At 72.6% G+C, this 16662-nt stretch carries 17 protein-coding genes and 1 tRNA gene; 7 read left to right on the forward strand and 11 right to left on the reverse strand.

Annotated features, from left to right (window positions below):
• Positions 1-13: 13 nt before the first annotated feature.
• Complete coding sequence (locus ACFWAR_RS19230; RefSeq protein WP_385778612.1) at positions 14-517, forward strand: hypothetical protein; 504 nt, start codon at positions 14-16, stop codon at positions 515-517.
• Between the two features lie 32 nt (positions 518-549).
• Here the strand turns inward: ACFWAR_RS19230 and ACFWAR_RS19235 are convergent, their stop codons facing one another.
• Positions 550-1242, reverse strand: coding sequence for a pentapeptide repeat-containing protein (locus ACFWAR_RS19235; protein WP_385778614.1), 693 nt, complete (start codon positions 1240-1242; stop codon positions 550-552).
• Positions 1243-1335: 93 nt separating this feature from the next.
• On the opposite strand from ACFWAR_RS19235, the gene ACFWAR_RS19240 reads away from it, so the two are divergent.
• Positions 1336-2340: a zinc-binding dehydrogenase gene (locus ACFWAR_RS19240; protein WP_385778616.1), complete on the forward strand. Its 1005-nt coding sequence runs from the start codon at positions 1336-1338 to the stop codon at positions 2338-2340.
• Positions 2341-2343: 3 nt separating this feature from the next.
• Here ACFWAR_RS19240 and ACFWAR_RS19245 read toward each other — a convergent pair whose 3' ends face one another.
• The 3 genes from ACFWAR_RS19245 to ACFWAR_RS19255 are packed head-to-tail and all read right to left on the reverse strand — an operon-like array spanning position 2344 to position 4514.
• Complete coding sequence (locus ACFWAR_RS19245) at positions 2344-2817, reverse strand: GNAT family N-acetyltransferase (RefSeq protein WP_385778618.1); 474 nt, start codon at positions 2815-2817, stop codon at positions 2344-2346.
• A gap of 9 nt (positions 2818-2826) precedes the next feature.
• Entirely contained in the window at positions 2827-3753 is a 927-nt protein-coding gene (locus tag ACFWAR_RS19250; protein WP_385778620.1) for an aminoglycoside phosphotransferase family protein, read from the reverse strand.
• A 38-nt stretch (positions 3754-3791) separates the two neighbouring features.
• Positions 3792-4514 (reverse strand): DsbA family protein, encoded by a 723-nt coding sequence (locus ACFWAR_RS19255; protein WP_385778622.1) that lies wholly within the window; start codon positions 4512-4514, stop codon positions 3792-3794.
• A 150-nt stretch (positions 4515-4664) separates the two neighbouring features.
• Here ACFWAR_RS19255 and ACFWAR_RS19260 point away from each other — a divergent pair, with 150 nt between their 5' ends.
• The gene (locus ACFWAR_RS19260) at positions 4665-6062 is read left to right on the forward strand and encodes an NAD(P)/FAD-dependent oxidoreductase (RefSeq protein ID WP_385778623.1); all 1398 of its coding nucleotides are present in this window, start codon (positions 4665-4667) and stop codon (positions 6060-6062) included.
• A 52-nt stretch (positions 6063-6114) separates the two neighbouring features.
• Here ACFWAR_RS19260 and ACFWAR_RS19265 read toward each other — a convergent pair.
• Positions 6115-6188, reverse strand: a tRNA-Thr gene (locus ACFWAR_RS19265).
• A 259-nt stretch (positions 6189-6447) separates the two neighbouring features.
• Between ACFWAR_RS19265 and ACFWAR_RS19270 the strand changes: the two genes are divergently transcribed.
• The 3 genes from ACFWAR_RS19270 (at position 6448) to ACFWAR_RS19280 (ending at position 8981) form a co-directional block, all read left to right on the forward strand.
• Positions 6448-7536 carry an ABC transporter ATP-binding protein gene (locus tag ACFWAR_RS19270; RefSeq protein ID WP_385778625.1) on the forward strand — a complete coding sequence of 363 codons (1089 nt, stop codon included), beginning with the start codon at positions 6448-6450 and terminating at the stop codon, positions 7534-7536.
• Between the two features lie 188 nt (positions 7537-7724).
• The gene (locus tag ACFWAR_RS19275) at positions 7725-8138 is read left to right on the forward strand and encodes a hypothetical protein (protein ID WP_385778627.1); all 414 of its coding nucleotides are present in this window, start codon (positions 7725-7727) and stop codon (positions 8136-8138) included.
• 147 nt (positions 8139-8285) lie between these two features.
• Positions 8286-8981, forward strand: a complete 696-nt coding sequence (locus ACFWAR_RS19280) for an NDP-sugar synthase (RefSeq protein WP_385778649.1) — start codon at positions 8286-8288, stop codon at positions 8979-8981.
• Positions 8982-9068: 87 nt separating this feature from the next.
• On the opposite strand, the gene ACFWAR_RS19285 is transcribed toward ACFWAR_RS19280, so the two are convergent.
• The 6 genes from ACFWAR_RS19285 to ACFWAR_RS19310 form a co-directional block, all read right to left on the reverse strand.
• A complete protein-coding gene (locus ACFWAR_RS19285; RefSeq protein WP_385778629.1) occupies positions 9069-10604 on the reverse strand; it encodes a DoxX family membrane protein in 1536 nt (511 codons plus the stop codon).
• 142 nt (positions 10605-10746) lie between these two features.
• Positions 10747-11703, reverse strand: coding sequence for a 23S rRNA (guanosine(2251)-2'-O)-methyltransferase RlmB (rlmB, locus tag ACFWAR_RS19290; RefSeq protein WP_385778631.1), 957 nt, complete (start codon positions 11701-11703; stop codon positions 10747-10749).
• A gap of 88 nt (positions 11704-11791) precedes the next feature.
• Entirely contained in the window at positions 11792-13192 is a 1401-nt protein-coding gene (cysS, locus tag ACFWAR_RS19295; protein ID WP_385778633.1) for a cysteine--tRNA ligase, read from the reverse strand.
• A 106-nt stretch (positions 13193-13298) separates the two neighbouring features.
• Complete coding sequence (gene ispF, locus ACFWAR_RS19300; protein ID WP_354381211.1) at positions 13299-13799, reverse strand: 2-C-methyl-D-erythritol 2,4-cyclodiphosphate synthase; 501 nt, start codon at positions 13797-13799, stop codon at positions 13299-13301.
• Positions 13789-14535, reverse strand: a complete 747-nt coding sequence (gene ispD, locus ACFWAR_RS19305; RefSeq protein WP_385778635.1) for a 2-C-methyl-D-erythritol 4-phosphate cytidylyltransferase — start codon at positions 14533-14535, stop codon at positions 13789-13791. Before ispD ends, ispF begins: the two co-directional genes overlap by 11 nt.
• A gap of 270 nt (positions 14536-14805) precedes the next feature.
• The gene (locus tag ACFWAR_RS19310) at positions 14806-15288 is read right to left on the reverse strand and encodes a CarD family transcriptional regulator (RefSeq protein ID WP_003953493.1); all 483 of its coding nucleotides are present in this window, start codon (positions 15286-15288) and stop codon (positions 14806-14808) included.
• A 533-nt stretch (positions 15289-15821) separates the two neighbouring features.
• Here ACFWAR_RS19310 and ACFWAR_RS19315 point away from each other — a divergent pair.
• Entirely contained in the window at positions 15822-16505 is a 684-nt protein-coding gene (locus ACFWAR_RS19315) for a DUF461 domain-containing protein (RefSeq protein WP_385778637.1), read from the forward strand.
• The last annotated feature ends 157 nt before the right edge of the window (positions 16506-16662 follow it).

Genomic DNA, 16662 nt, shown 5'->3' on the forward strand with positions numbered 1-16662 from the left:
CACCATCGACTACGTGCTCGACATCGGCTACTCCCTCTCCCGGCGCTTCCCGGACCCCCCGCAGACCGACTACCGCTCGGCGGACGTCCACTCCCTGCGCCACGACCTCTTCTGCGGCGACGTCTACCTCGCCGACACCAACGCGGACCGGGAAGTATCCACAGCCTGGGGATGGGTGCCCGTCCTGGACTTCGCCTGGGCGCTCTGCGACATCGTCGAGCAGCTCGACCAGGACCCCCGGGGCAGCCGCGCCGCGAACCGCCAGTACGCCGAACTCGACTTCACCGAGTCCTCCGACCGCATGCTCTTCGAGCGCCGCTTCGGCTGGGTCGACATCGAGGCCGACTGGATGGACCCCGAGGAACCCCCCATCACCTTCAGCCACCGCCTGCTGCGCCGCGAGGCCCGCGACTTCCTCCACGACGTGATCGCGGACCTCACCGACATGCACGACGGGCTGGCCGACAACCCGACCATCTGGACCCTCCAGACCCGCTTCCCCCGCGTCCCGGCGTAACCCGGCACGCCACCGGCAGCGCCCCCGCGCCGCTACGCCTCCACCCGCAGCCCCACCTGAGCCGCCAGCGCCGGAGCCAGGTCCAGCAGCTGCGGCGGGCTGATCACCGCACCCGCCAGCGACTCCACCCCCCGCGCGATGTCCAGCTCCACCGCGCCCCGCAGGTCCACGTCCGTCATCCGCACCCCGCTGAAGTCCACCCCGCGCAGCGCGCAGTCACGGAACTCCACCCGCTCCAGCACCGCGCCCGCGAAATCGGCCTCCACCAGGACGCAGCCCTCGAAGACCACGTCCTTGAGCCGCGCCTTGCGCAGGTTCAGGTAATCGATCTTGCCGCCCTGGACCAGCACCCGCTCCAGCACCGCCCCGTGCAGCTGCACCCCGCCCAGCCGGGCGTCCCGCAGCTCCACGTCGCGCAGCGAGGCCTCCGCCAGATCGGTGCCGACCCCGCGCACCCCCTCCAGCACCACGTCCATGAACCGGGCCCGCGCCAGCCCCGTCTCGTCCAGGGCGCAGCGCCGTAGCGCGCAGTCCATGAACCGGGCCCCGACGCCCTCCTGCCCGCCCAGGTCCAGGTCCGCGAACTCCAGCCCGTCGTAGTCCCCGTCCGGCTCCAACTCCGCGCGCCCGCCCGCGCCCCCGTCCCCGTCCGGGCCGCCGCCGAAGGGTCGCAACTCCGGCAACCGCACCTCTGCCCGCCGCACAGCCTTCACTTTTCGCACCATGCGCCCATCCTGAACTAGCGCACCGACAGTCCCGTGCCGGACCGGCGCCACACCCTTGACCTCAACCACACTTCAGGTTGTTGGGTCGACGTCATGCACGCCATCCGACTCCACGCCTTCGGCCCCGCCGAGAACCTCGTCCACGAGGTCACCGAAACCCCCGTCCCCGCCCCCGGCCAGGTCCGCATCGCCGTCGCCGCCGCCGGGGTCCACCTCCTCGACACCCTGCTGCGCGAGGGCGGACGAGGCCCCCTGCCGTCCCTCCCCGACCTGCCCACCATCCCCGGCCGCGAGGTCGCCGGCACCGTCGACGCCCTCGGCCCCGGCACCGACCCCACGTGGCTCGGCCGCCGGGTCGTCACCCACCTCGGCTTCGCCCCCGGCGGCTACGCCGAGCACGCCGTCGCCGACGCCGAACGGCTGCACGACATCCCGCCCGGCCTCGACCCCGCCGCGGCCGTCGCCATGATCGGAACCGGCCGCACCACCCTGGGGATCCTCGGCTTCACCGAACTCGGCCCCGACTCCATCGCCCTCGTGCCCGCCGCCGCCGGCGGCATCGGCACCCTCCTCGTCCAACACGCGAAGAACGCCGGAGCCACCGTCATCGCCCTCGCGGGCGGCGCCGCCAAGGCCGACAAGGCCCGCGCCAACGGCGCCGACCTCGCCCTCGACTACACCCGCCCCGACTGGTCCCCCGCCGCCCGCGCCCACCTCGACGCCCGACACGCCCCCGGCGCCACGGTCCTCTTCGACTCCGTCGGCGGCGCCGTCGCCCGCACCGCCCTCGACCTGCTCGCCCCCGGCGCCCAGCACCTGGTCTTCGGCTGGTCCGGCGGCCCGCTGACCCTCACCAACGCCGAACAGGCCGCCCTCACCGCCCGCGGCATCACCACGCTGCCCGTCCTCGGCCCCGCCATGCTCCAGCGCGTCGGCGGCCCCGACCCGATGCGCACCCTGGAGACCCGCGCCCTGGCCGAAGCCGCCGCGGGCCGCCTGCGCCCCGCCCTCCAGCGCTACCCCCTCGCCGAAGCCGCGGCCGCCCACCGCGCCCTGGAAAACCGCGCCACCACCGGCAAGGTCGTCCTGGAGCCCTGACCGCTAGGGGGCCCCGAGCTCCGCCAGCGCCGCGTCCGTCAGCCGGAACACCGTCCACTCGTCCTGCGCCACCGCGTCCAACGACTCGTAGAAGGAGATGGCCGGCTCGTTCCAGTTCAGCACCCACCACTCCAGGCGCTCGTAACCCCGCTCCCGGCAGAGCCCCGCCAACTCCCGCAGCAGCGCCTTCCCGTACCCACCACCGCGGTGCTCCGGACGGACGTACAGGTCCTCCAGGTAGATGCCGTGCACACCGCGCCACGTCGAGAAGTTCAGGAACCACAGCGCGAAGCCCGCCACCTCGCCCGCATCGGTCTCCGCGATGTGCGCGAACACCGCGGGCCGCTCGCCGAACAGGGCCTCCCGCAGCTGCTCCTCGGTGGCCCGCACCTCGTGCAGGGCCTTCTCGTACTCGGCGAGTTCACGCACCATCGCGTGAATCGCGGGGACATCGGCTTCGGTCGCTGTACGGATCATCCCCGCAGCCTAGGCCGTCCGATGAAGGTCCCGCCCGAGCAGCAGCCGCGCCACCTCCGCCTGCTCCTCCCCCAGGGCCGACTCCCCGTCCGCCACGTCCCACACCGCGTTCTGCAGCACGCGCCCCAGCGTCCACGCCCGCGCCCGCTCCCGGTCCAGGCCCAACTCCCCCGCCAGCAGCTCGAAGCGCCACACCACCTCGTCCGCACGGAAGCGGTTCACGATCGCCGGCAGCAACTCGAAACCCGGATCCCCCGACAACGGCTTCGGATCGATCGCCAACCACTGCCCCCGCTCCCCGCCCGTACGGACCCCCGCGCCCAGCACGTTGTCGAAGTGCAGGTCCCAGTGCAGCAACCGGTCCCCCGGCTCGCCCGCCACCTCCGCCAGCGCCGCCGCGCAGTCCCGCACCAACGCCCGCTCCCCCGCGTCCGCCAGCCCCGCCACCGCCCCCGGCGTCCCGGCCAGCAACCCGGCCGCGATCTCCCCCAAGCCCCGGAGCCCCACCGGGGCCGGGACCCGCGTCAACCGACCCAACAACCGCGCGACCACCCGCACCGCGGCCCGGTCGTCCCCCCGCGCCAGCGCCGACAACGGCCGCCCCTCGTCGAGCCGCTCCAGCAACAGCGCCCCCGAGGCCTCGTCGTGCTCCAGCAACCGCACGCACCCGTGCCCGTCCCAGGCCCGCAGCGCGAGCGCCTCCCCCGCGTTCTCCTCGTCCGGCAGGACGAGCTTGAGCACCGCCGCGCTCCCGTCGGCCCGCCGCACCGGCAGCACCAGCGCCGTCATCCCGTGCATCGCCCGACCCGTGCGCCGCAGCTCCCACCGCTCCAGGAAACCCGCCGCGAGGGCCGGCAGCGCGTCCAGGAACTCCCGCCCCCGCGCACCGTTGTACTCCACCTGCGCCTCGACCAGCCCGTCCGGAATGTCGACCATGCCCCGACCCTACCGAGGCCCCGCCGGACGCCCCCGCGTCACCCGATCCCGGCCGCCTTCAACGTCCCCGCGAACGCGGCCGCGTCGAACATCGACCCGTCCGTCCCCACCGGCTTCCCGTCCAGCAGCACCAGCGGCGTCCGGTCGTTGCCCGTCGCCTCGAAGCCCTTCTCGGCCTCGGTGACCCACCCCTTGTACGCCATCCCCTTCACGGCCCCGTCGAAGTCCGCGCCCCGCAGCCCCGGCACCGCCGAGGCGATCTCCAGCAGGTGCCCGTCGGTGAACCTCCCCTTCGGCTGGCTGGCGAAGACCGCCGCGTGGTACTCCGCGAACTTCCCCTTGTCGAGCGAGGCCCGCAGCGCGTTCACCGCCTTGACCGAACCGCTGGCCCCGCCCTGGTCCAGGAAGGACGCCAGCAGGTACTCGACCTTCACCTTCCCGGCCCCGGCCAGCTCCGAGAGCGTCCGACCGCCGCCCTCCTCGAACTTCGCGCAGTAACCGCACCGCGGGTCCACCAGCACCTGCACCGTCCGGGGCGCGTCCGCGCGACCCACCACGATCTTCGAACCGTCCACCCGGGCCGGCAGCTTCGACAGGTCCCCGGCGATCGGGCTGGTCCGCACCACACCGGCCGCCGCCTGCGCGTCCGCGCCCTGCGCCGCGTCCGAGGAACACCCCAGCACCGCCCCGCCCAACAGCACCGCCGCGGCGCCCAGCGCGACCACCCGCGCCGCCACGGCCGCGGTCATCCTCCTGCGCATCCGCCCCACCCTCTCCGTACCCCGTACACCACAAATCGATGGATATATCCGGACTCCACCTTAGGAACCATCCCCGCCGCGCCGCATCGGCCATAAGGCCCGCGATCGATGCCCTGGACACCCATGCGGAAGGCGGTGTACCACTCCCCCATGACCAGCGCGACGATCAATGGCGGCATCTCCTTCTGGTACGCCTCGGACGGCACCCCGCCACCCCGCGAACCCCTCACCGGCGACGCCACGGCCGACGTCGTCATCGTCGGCGGCGGCTACACGGGCCTGTGGACCGCCTACTACCTCAAGCAGGCCGCCCCCTTCCTCCGGATCACCGTCCTGGAGCAGAAGTTCTGCGGCTACGGCGCCTCCGGACGCAACGGCGGCTGGCTCTACAACGGCATCGCCGGCCGCGACCGGTACGCGAAGCTGCACGGCCACGACGCCGCCGTACGCCTCCAGAAGGCCATGAACGACACCGTCACCGAGGTCGTCGACACCGCGGCGAAGGAGGGCATCGACGCCGACGTCCACCGCGGCGGCGTCCTCGAAGTCGCCCGCAGCCCCGCCCAGCTGGCCCGCCTCAAGGCCTTCCACGCCGCCGAGACCGCCTTCGGCGAGAAGGACCGCGTGCTGCTCGGCGCCCGCGACACCCGCGCCCGCGTCGACGTCGCCGACGCCGTCGGCGGCACCTGGAGCCCGCACGGCGCCCGCATCCACCCCGCCAAGCTCGTCACCGGCCTCGCCGCCGCCTGCGAACGCCTCGGCGTGACCATCCACGAATCCACCCCGGTCACCGCCATCGCCCCCAAGCGGGCCGTCACCCCCTACGGAACCGTCCGCGCCCCCTACGTCCTGCGCTGCACCGAGGGCTTCACCGCCTCCCTCAAGGGCCAGAAGCGCTCCTGGCTCCCGATGAACTCCTCGATGATCGTGACCGCCCCGCTGCCCGCCGCCACCTGGGACTCCCTGGGCTGGGCCGACCGCGCCACCCTCGGCGACATGGCCCACGCCTACATGTACGCCCAGCGCACTGCCGACGACCGCATCGCCATCGGCGGCCGCGGGGTCCCCTACCGCTACGGCTCGCGCACCGACAACGACGGCCGCACCCAGCCCGCCACCATCGAGGCCCTCACCACCCTGCTCACGTCCTTCTTCCCCCAGCTCACCGGCACCCCGATCACCCACGCCTGGTCCGGCGTCCTCGGCGTCCCGCGCGACTGGTGCGCCTCGGTCACCCTCGACCGGGCGACGGGCATGGGCTGGGCCGGCGGCTACGTCGGCTCCGGGGTCGCCACCGCCAACCTGGCCGCGCGCACCCTGTGCGACCTGGTCCAGCAGGACTCCGGCCAGGCCGGCCCCACGGACCTGACCGCCCTCCCCTGGGTGAACCACCGCGTCCGCCGCTGGGAGCCGGAACCCCTGCGCTGGCTCGGCGTCCAGGCCCTCTACGCCGCCTACCGCGAGGCCGACCGCCACGAAACCCGCACGCACACCCCCACGACGACCCCCCTGGCCCACCTGGCCGACCGCATCTCGGGCCGCCACTGACCCCAAGCGAAAGGCCCCGGGCAACCGCCCGGGGCCTTCCACTTCGCTACGGAGCCCCCTGTCGGATTCGAACCGACGACCTACGCTTTACAAGAGCGTTGCTCTGGCCAGCTGAGCTAAGGAGGCGCGCGCGACCCTGCGCAGCGCACAGAATCGCCTTCACTCTACACAGCCGCCATACCCCGCCGCGAAGAACTTTCCGACCCCCGCGACGGTCGTGGGCCGATGGGAGCGGGCCGGTGTGACAGTCGGGGAAGTCACTGGTGGTCGGGTGCTGACAGGAAGGGGGTGGTCCGGGTAGCGTCGGGCAGAGTCCAGCAACTGGACTAGACCTTCCTACTCGGATCGTCCGGCACGTTCCTGCCGGTAGAAGGGATTCACCACCATGGCTTCTGTCACGTTCGACAAGGCGACCCGCATTTACTCCGGGGGCGACAAGCCCGCCGTGGACCAGCTGGAGCTGCACGTCGAGGACGGCGAGTTCCTCGTCCTCGTCGGGCCCTCGGGCTGCGGCAAGTCCACCTCCCTGCGCATGCTGGCCGGGCTGGAGGACGTCAACGGCGGCGCCATCCGCATCGGCGACCGCGACGTCACGCACCTGCCGCCCAAGGACCGGGACATCGCGATGGTGTTCCAGAACTACGCGCTGTACCCGCACATGTCCGTCGCCGACAACATGGGCTTCGCGCTCAAGATCGCCGGTGTGGACAAGGCCACCATCCGCAAGAAGGTCGAAGAGGCCGCGGACATCCTGGACCTGCGCGCGTACCTCGACCGCAAGCCCAAGGCGCTCTCCGGCGGTCAGCGCCAGCGCGTCGCGATGGGCCGCGCGATCGTGCGCCAGCCGCAGGTGTTCCTGATGGACGAGCCGCTGTCCAACCTGGACGCCAAGCTCCGCGTCAGCACCCGCACGCAGATCGCGAGCCTCCAGCGCCGCCTGGGCATCACCACCGTGTACGTCACCCACGACCAGGTCGAGGCCATGACCATGGGCGACCGGGTCGCGGTGCTCAAGGACGGCCTGCTCCAGCAGGTGGACACCCCGCGCAACATGTACGACCGTCCGGCGAACCTGTTCGTCGCCGGCTTCATCGGCTCGCCCGCGATGAACCTGGTCGAGGTCGCGATCACCGACGGCGGCGTGAAGTTCGGCGACGCCCTGGTCCCGATCGCCCGCGAGGCCCTCTCGGCCGCCGCGGACGCCGGTGACCGCACGGTGACGGTCGGCGTGCGACCCGAGCACTTCGACGTCGCCACCGAGGGCGGCCTCGCCGTCACGGTCAACGTGGTCGAGGAGCTGGGCGCGGACGGCTACGTCTACGGCACGGCGACGATCGACGGCAAGCCGCAGGACATCGTGGTCCGGGTCAACGGCCGTCAGGTGCCGGAGAAGGGCGCGGTGCTGAACGTGGTCCCGCGCGCGGGCGAGACCCACGTGTTCTCCACCTCGTCGGGCGAGCGCCTCGCGAACTGATCGACCAACTGATCAACGGCTAGGGGGCGTTGGGCGCACGGGAGTGCACCCAACGCCCTTTTACCCCGGCAGACCGTCGCTTTTCGAGCACCGTTCGTCAATGCCCCATTCGAAAAGCCACGTCGAACCGTCCCCCGACCGGGTGACTAAATGTCGCCAAATCTTCACCGAGCGCTACTCTCGCCCTCGTGACCCACTCTGCCCGCCGTATCGGCCGTTCCCTCGCCCTGGTCCTGCCCGTCGTCCTGGTCCTGTCCGGGACCCTCGCGGTCACCATGGTTCCCTGGGCCGACAGCACCCCGTCCCAGATCCTCACCGCCTCCGCCGAGAACGTGAACGCTCCCGCGAAGCCCCTCGCCGCGCAGGACGCGCTGCGCGAGAAGCTGCTCGGCGAGCTGCAGCAGGGCAAGGAGCCCGGCGTCGTCCTCACGCACCTCCAACAGGAGGTGGACCGGCGGCCGTCGCTCGCCGACCACTGCGTGGGCATCGCCCGGGCGATCGGCCGGGCGGCCGTGGACGCGTACGGGCCCACGAAGGCCCAGTCGTTCGCGCGCCCCGTGTGCGACACCTCGTACGCGGCGGGCGTCGCGTCCTTCAGCTGACCCGGCGCCCGCCCGGCAGCCCCTACGCTGCCCCGTATGCCCCGTACGACGGACGCCCCCGCAGCCACCGACCCCCCGCCCGCCCCGCCCGTTCGGCATCCCGCGGCCGCGGACCCGCTCCCGTCCCCCCAGGCGCCCACCCAGGCGGTGGTCCTGGCGGGCGGCCAGGGTTCGCGGCTGCGGCCGTACACGGACGACCGACCGAAGCCGATGGTGGAGATCCCGGGCACCGGGACGCCGATCATCGGGCACCAACTGGCCTGGCTGGCGGCCGAAGGCGTCAGTGACGTCGTGATCTCCTGCGGGCACCTCGCCGGGGTGCTCCAGGACTGGCTGGCCGGGGCCGACCTGCCGTTGCGGGTCAGCACGGTCGTGGAGGACGAGCCGCTGGGCCGCGGCGGCGGCCTGAAGTACGCCGCCGCGCACCTGCCCCACCCGGACGCCCCCTGGTACGCGACCAACGGCGACATCTGGACCCGGTTCTCGCTGCGGGAGATGGCCGCCTTCCACGCCGAGCGCGCGGCGACCGCGACGCTCGCGCTCGCCCGGCCGCGGATCCCGTGGGGGGCGGTGGAGACCAACGAGTTCGGTCAGGTCCTGGACTTCATCGAGTCCCCGCCGTCGCCTTATCTGATCAACGCCGGGGTGTACGTCTTCGCGGCCGAATTCACCGCGCTCCTGCCCGACTTGGGCGACCACGAGCGCACCACCTTCCCGCGGCTGGCCCGCGAGCGCCGCCTGGCGGGCTTCCCGCTGCCCCAGGGGGCCTACTGGCGGGCGATCGACACGGCGAAGGACCTCACCGAGGCCGCGCGCGAGTTGGCGGCCCACAGGCCCGTCTAGGGCGTGTTTCGGGCCGTGGCGGCAACGACACCGGGGCCCGGTACGCAGATCGCGTACCGGGCCCCGGTGTCGTGGTGCGGGTGGCGGTCAGCCGCCCAGCAGGCCGCCGACCAGCCCCGGCTTCTTCGCCGGTGCGGAGGAACCGCCGCCGCCCGTGGAGGTGGACTTCTGCGGGGTGGACTGGCGCGGGGAGCTGCCGCGTTGGGGCTGGCCCGCTCCGGAGCGGGTCGCGGCCGGGGACTCGGCGCCGCTGCCCGCGCTCGACTTGGAGGGGGCGCCCGAGCCGGTGCGCCCGGCCTTCGAGGCGCTCTCCGACGGCTTCGCGGAGGGGGAGCCCGTCTTGGAGGGCTGCTGCTTCAGCGGCTGGCGCGAGGTGGAGGGCTCCTGCGGGAGCGGTGAGCCCGGCAGGTAGTTGCTGGGCGCCTGGCCGGGGCCGGGCACGGTGACCACGGTGGAGGAGCGGACCGCGCCGCCGAGCAGGGAGCCGACGAGGAGGGTCAGTCCGCAGACGACCGTCGCCATCATCGCGCCGCGCCGCAGGACGCGGCGGCGCAGCCGCCAGATCTCGGAGCGCGGGCCGAGCGTGCGCCAGGCCTCGCCGGCGAGGCGGCCGTCCAGGGAGTAGACGGGCGCGCCCGCGATGATCAGCGGGCTCCAGGCGGCGAGGTAGATGATGTCGGGGGCGTCGTAGGCCGGGACGGTCTTCCAGCTCACCGTCATCAGCAGGGCCGCCGACAGGAGCGCGCCGAAGCAGGCGGCGAAGCGCTGCCAGAGCCCGAACACCGTCAGCACGCCGACCACGACCTGGAGGAAGGCCACGGTGAGCCCGGCGCCGACCGGGTGGGCGAGGGCGAAGTCGCGCAGCGGTTCGGCGAGCGCCCAGGGGTGCAGGGTGCGCAGCCAGGTGACCATGGAGCCGCGCTCGCCGCCGTCGAAGTAGACGGGGTCGCAGAGCTTGCCCATGCCGGCGTAGATGGAGATGAAGCCGAGGAAGACGCGCAGCGGGAGCAGCACGACGCCGAGGTTCATCCGGCGGCCGGGGTAGTACGAGGCCTGCCCGCGCGCGTCGGAGGCGGCGCGCCGGTTCTCCTCGCCCGCGCCCGGTCCGCCGGTGCCGGTCGGACCGCCGTCGTACTGGTCCCCGTAGGGCAGCCCGCGTACGGGCGCCATGGCGCGGGTGTCGTCCGGGTCGCCGTAGGTGCGCTGGCCGATGACGGTCGGCGTGGCGAGGGTGTCGTCGGCGAGGTCCTGGGCCAGGTCGATGCGCGGGATGACCTGGGTGTCGCCGCCGTCGTACTCGTCGTGGCCGCGGCCCGCCTCGCGGACGGCCTGCAGGAGGCCGCCCATCGCGGCGGCGTCGCCGGGGGCGGACTTGCCGCTCCAGACGACGGGCGCACGGCGGCGGCCCGCTCCGGCGGCGACGGCGGCGGCAGCGCCGAGGGCGGGGGCGCGGCCCGGGAAGGGGCCGTTCGCGGGGGGCTTGGGACGCGCGCTCGGGCTCGGAGCGAGCCGCACACGGAAGCTGGCGTGGTTGACGATGACCTGTGCGGGGTCGCACGGCACCTTGACCATGCTCAGCGCGGGCTGGTCGTCGAACCCTGGCGTTCTGGTGTCCACACTCATCTAACCGAGTGATGAGTGTTTAGGACACTGCCTTGACAGCAGGGATGTGTCCGAGACCCGTCAAGATCAGGCCAATTCGGGGGCCCGGGCGGGACCCGGCCGGGTGAAAGCGTTCACCCGGCCCGGTACCAAAGGGGACTGCTCAGGCGCGGCGACGCGCGGCCTCGTACAGGACCACACCCGCCGCGACACCGGCGTTGAGCGACTCGGCGCCGCCCGGCATCGCGATGCGGACGAGGTAGTCGCAGGTCTCGCCGACGAGGCGGCCGAGGCCCTTGCCCTCGCTGCCGATGACGATGACGACGGGGCCGCCGAGCTGTTCGAGGTCGTCGACCGTGTGCGTGCCGTTGGCGGCGAGGCCGACGACGGTCAGGCCTTCCTTCTTGTACGCCTCCAGGGCGCGGGTCAGGTTGGTGACCCGGGAGACCGGGGTGCGGGCCGCGGTGCCGGCGGAGGACTTCCAGGCACCGGCGGTCATGCTGGCCGCGCGGCGCTCGGGGATGACCACGCCGTGGCCGCCGAAGGCGGAGACGGAGCGGACGATCGCACCGAGGTTGCGCGGGTCGGTGACGCCGTCGAGGGCGACGATGAGGGGCTCTTCGCCGTTGTCGTAGGCGGCCGCGGTCAGGTCGTCCGGCATCGCGTACTCGTACGGCGGGACCTGGAGGACCAGGCCCTGGTGGTTGAGCCCGTTGGTCATGCGGTCCAGCTCGGGCCGCGGGGCTTCCATCAGGTTGATGTTGCCGCGCTCGGTGGCGAGCTGGAGCGCCTCGCGGACGCGCTCGTCGTTGTCGATGAACTGCTGCACGTAGAGGGTCGTGGCGGGCACCCCGTCGCGCAGGGCCTCGAAGACCGGGTTGCGGCCGACGACCATCTCGCTGGTGCCCTTGGGGCCGCCGCGGCGGGGGGCCGGGCGGCGCTTGGCGGCCTGGCGGGCCATGGCGTTGGCGATGCGGTTGGCCTTGTGCTTCTTGCGGTCCTCGGCCTTGGGCGTGGGGCCCTTGCCTTCCAGGCCCTTGCGCCGCTGGCCACCGCTGCCGACCGTCGCGCCCTTCTTGTTGGACGTGCGGCGGTTCCTGCGCTGGCTGTTCCCGGCCATGACCTCTACCTGTTTCGTTTGTTCAGCGGTGTGTACGTATGAAGAGTGTGCCGCCCGGAGCGCCGGGCGGCACCACGAGCCCCGGGGCTCAGCGGGGGCCGAGCGTCCAGCGCGGGCCCGTCGGACCGTCCTCGATGACCAGACCGGACTGCTGGAGCTGGTCGCGGATCGCGTCGGCGGTCGCCCAGTCCTTGCGGGCCCGCGCGGATTCGCGCTGCTCCAGGACGAGGCGGACGAGGGTGTCGACGGCGCCGTGCAGGTCCTCGCCCCGGTCGGTCTCGCCGGCCCAGTGGGGGTCGAGCGGGTCGAGTCCGAGGACGCCGAGCATGGCCCGTACCTCGGCCAGGCGGGCGATCGCGGTGTCCTTGTCGTCGGCGGCGAGCGCGCTGTTGCCCTGGCGGACGGTGGTGTGGATGATCGCGAGGGCCTGCGGGACGCCGAGGTCCTCGTCCATGGCCTCGGCGAAGGCGGGCGGCACCTCGGTGGCGGGCTCGACGGGCCCCCCGGCCTTCTCGATGACGCGCTGGACGAAGCCCTCGATGCGGGCGAAGCCGGATTCGGCCTCGCGCAGCGACTCCTCGCTGTACTCGATCATCGAGCGGTAGTGCGGGGTGCCGAGGTAGTAGCGCAGGACGATCGGGCGCCACTGCTTGACCATCTCGGAGACGAGGACGGAGTTCCCGAGGGACTTCGACATCTTCTCGCCGGACATGGTGACCCAGGCGTTGTGCACCCAGTACTTCGCGAACTCGTCACCGAAGGCCTTGGCCTGGGCGATCTCGTTCTCGTGGTGCGGGAAGATCAGGTCGAGGCCGCCGCCGTGGATGTCGAAGGCGCTGCCCAGGTACTTGTGGGCCATCGCGGAGCACTCCAGGTGCCAGCCGGGACGGCCGCGGCCCCAGGGGGTCTCCCAGTCGGGCTCGCCGGGCTTGGAGGCCTTCCACATGGCGAAGTCGCGCGGGTCGCGCTTGCCGGTGATCCCGCTCTCCGGGGGCTGGCGCAGGTCGTCGATGTCCTGGTTGGACAGCTCCAGGTAGCCCGGGAAGGAGCGCACGTCGAAGTAGACGCTGCCGTCCGCCTCGTAGGCGTGGCCGCGCTCGATGAGCGTGCGCATCATCTCGATCATCTCCGGCACGTGTCCGGTCGCGCGCGGCTCGTAGGTGGGCGGGAGGCAGCCCAGCGCGTCGTAACCGTCGTTGAAGGCGCGCTCGTTGTCGTAGCCGATGGACCACCAGGGGCGGCCCTGGGCGGCCGCCTTCGCGATGATCTTGTCGTCGATGTCGGTGACGTTGCGGATGAAGGTGACGTCGAGGCCGCGGTAGGTGAGCCAGCGGCGCATGATGTCGAAGTTCAGGTACGAGCGGACGTGGCCGATGTGCGGGGCCGCCTGCACGGTGGCACCACAGAGGTAGATCGAGACGCAGCCCGCGACGAGCGGAGTGAAGTCACGGATCTGCCGGGCGCTGGTGTCGTACAGGCGAAGGGTCACGGCATCCAGGGTAGTGCGCGCGCGGCAGTGCCCCGCGACCCTTTCGGGGGCGCGGGGCGCCTTTGTTGCCGAAGCGGTGCGCGCGGGGGCGTCCGTACGGTCGTACTCAGGCCCCGCTCGTGCGGTACACCAGCGCCGTGGCGATCGCGGCGAGGCCCTCGGCGCGGCCGGTGAGGCCGAGGCCGTCGGTCGTGGTGCCGGAAACGGAGACGGGGGCGCCGGCCGCGGCCCCCAGTGCCTTCTGCGCCTCGTCGCGCCGCTTGCCGACCTTCGGGCGCACGCCGATGACCTGGACGGCGATGTTCCCGATCTCGAAGCCCTCGGCGCGGACGATCCGGGCGGCCTCGGCCAGGAGGGTGACGCCGGAGGCGCCCGACCACTCGGGGCGGGAGGTGCCGAAGTGCGCGCCGAGGTCGCCGACGCCGGCCGCGGAGAAGAGGGCGTCGCAGGCGGCGTGGGCGGCGACGTCGCCGTCGGAGTGGCCGGCGAGGCCGTCCTCGCCCTCCCAGAGCAGGCCCGCGCACCACAGCTCGCGGCCGGTCTCGAAGGCGTGGACGTCGGTGCCGATGCCGATCTGCGGGACGAGCGGCCGGGGGCTAGTAGACATCGGTGGCCCTCCTGCGGGCGAGTACGGCGTCGGCGAGGACCAGGTCGAGGGGGCGGGTGACCTTGAAGGCCTCTTCGTGCCCGGGCACGAGGACCACGGGGACCCCGAGCTTTTCCACCATTCCGGCGTCGTCCGTGGCGCCCTCGCCGTTGACGGCGATGCGCTCGTGGGCGCGGACCAGGGTGGCGAGGTCGAAGCCCTGGGGGGTCTGCACGGCGCGCAGCCGGGCCCGCTCGGGGGTGGCGACGACCGGCTCGGGCTCGCCCGGCGCGCCGGGCTCGACCTCCTTGACGGTGTCGGCCAGCGGCATCGCGGGGACCACGGCGGGGGCGCCGCCGCGGACGGCTTCGACGACCGCGTCCACGGTGTCGACGGGGACCAGGGGGCGGGCCGCGTCGTGGATGAGGACGGAGGTGATGCCGTCCGGGAGGGCGTCCAGGCCGGCCCGCACGGATTCCTGGCGGGTCTCGCCACCGGGGACGACGAGGAAGTCGGTCCTTTCCGGCAGCGCGTGCTCGTCGAGGAGGTTCTTGACCTCCGCGGCCCCGTCGGGCGGAGCGACGACGACCACGAGGGAGACCGCGCGGGAGCGGGCCATGGCGCGCACGGCGTGGATCAGCATGGGGACGCCGCCCAGGGAACGCAGGGCCTTGGGGGCCCCGGGACCGAGCCGGGTGCCGCGGCCCGCGGCGGGAATCACCGCCGCGGTGCGGTGGGGGCGCGTTTCGTCATACATCGGTGGTGGCTCCGGGTTTGTGACTTCGGCCGACGTGGGTATGGCCAGAAGGGTGCCGGGTGCGACGCCCTCGCCCCTTCCGTGACGACCGGTCGAGCCGGCTGCCCGGACCCGGCACGCCACCGCGCCATGCGCGGGGTGGTGCAAGCAGTACGCGTCGCGGGGTGCCACAAACAGACATGCCGCAGCGCCCGGCGACAGTCCTCTCGGCGAGCGAGAGGGCCGTCATCGGGCACCGCGGCACGACTGCTGTGTGGACGGTTCGTCGCGTCAGGACGCGAGAACCTCGTCGAGGAGGGCCTCGGCCTTGTCCTCGTTGGTGTTTTCGGCGAGCGCGAGCTCGCTCACCAGGATCTGGCGCGCCTTCGCGAGCATGCGCTTCTCGCCCGCGGAGAGCCCGCGCTCGCGCTCACGACGCCACAGGTCACGGACGACTTCCGCGACCTTGATGACATCGCCAGAGGCGAGCTTCTCCAGATTTGCCTTGTAGCGACGGGACCAGTTCGTCGGCTCTTCTGCGTAAGGTGCACGAAGCACCTCGAAGACCCGGTCCAGCCCGTCCTGGCCGACCACATCGCGGACACCGACGAACTCCGCGTTGTCCGCAGGTACGCGAACCGTCAGATCGCCCTGGGCGACCTTCAGCACCAAGTAGGTCTTGTCCACGCCTTTGATCTGGCGAGTTTCGATGGCCTCGATCAGCGCGGCCCCGTGATGGGGATAGACCACGGTGTCGCCAACCTTGAACGTCATGTGACAGGTACCCCTTCCGTGGCTATCCAGGGTAACACGAGAACCGACTGTTATGAATGGCGTTTTCGCAGGTCAGGGCCTATCTCGGGGCTTGACAACAGCGACACGAACGTGCTGCGAAGGGCTTCCGGAAGGGGGTATTCGCAGGTCGGAGCCACTACGCGGACGGACAGAATCGACCACGCTACACCCGTGGGACGTCACGCTCGACGTGACGTACGTCCCGTTTTGACTGGTTCGGCGCGCGGAAACCGAACTACTCCGTTCGACTGGTGGGCCCCATCTCCAGCGGGTTCCGGCCCAATCCCGAATTGATCACGGAGCCCTGTTCGAAGGAATCCCGGAATTGCCCGCCAATTGCAAGATCGACCGGACGGGTTCAGGGCGGCCCGGCCGCTGCGGAGGGTCGGGTGCGGGGGCGGGGCGGCGGCTCGGTAACCTAAGCCCGCTGACACACCCTTAGGCCGGCTTTACCCCCTGCCTGAGCGCCCCACCCCGTCCTCCGTCCGTACGTCCTAGGAGTTGCCGCCGCCGTGAGCCGCAGCCTTCGACGCGGCGCTCTCGCCGCTACCGCTCTCGCGTTCTCGATCGCCTCGCTCGCCGCATGCGGCGCGGGCAAGGACGCACAGACGCTCGAAATCAAGCCGGACAACGCCTTCGTGACCAAGGGCGACATCAAGGTCCAGAACGCTCTGGTGATCACCCAGGGCGCGAAGGACGGCAAGGGCCCCGCCGCCGTCTCCGCGACCGTCTTCAACTCCGGCGACGCCCCGCAGACCATCGACGCCGTCACTCTTGCGGGTGCCACCGGCAAGGTGACGCTCAAGGACGCCACGGGCGCCGCCAAGGTCACCGTGCCCGCGCACGGCTCCGTCGTGCTCGGCGGCAAGGGCAACGCCTCGGCCGTCGTCGAGGGCGGCCGCCAGGCCGTCAAGGACGGCGACGCCCAGAAGGTCGTCTTCCAGCTGAGCAAGGCCGGTGACGTCGAGCTGGCCGCCTACGTCGTCCCCGCGACCGGCTTCTACGCGGGCTTCGGCCCGACCGAGGCCCCGGCCGCCGGCCCCACGCCGTCCACCGGCGCCTCCGCGTCCCCCTCGGGCTCGCCCTCCGGTTCGCCGTCCCCCGCGGGCTCGCCGTCCGGCACCCCCTCGGGCCCCGCCTCGACCGGTGCGTCCCCCTCGGGCTCCGCCTCGCCCTCGCACAGCGCCGGTCACTGATCGCGGCTCCCCGGAGCGCACGCACGTACAGCAGGAGGGCCTCCCCCGGAATCCGGGGGGGGGCCGCCGGCCTGGGCCCCCGCGCGGGGGCGGCGGTCGGGTTTCGGCTCGAACTTGTAGCCGAGGGCGCGCACCGTGACCAGGTAGCGCGGCGCGC

The organism is Streptomyces sp. NPDC059917 (assembly GCF_042730635.1).
Classification (GTDB): domain Bacteria; phylum Actinomycetota; class Actinomycetes; order Streptomycetales; family Streptomycetaceae; genus Streptomyces.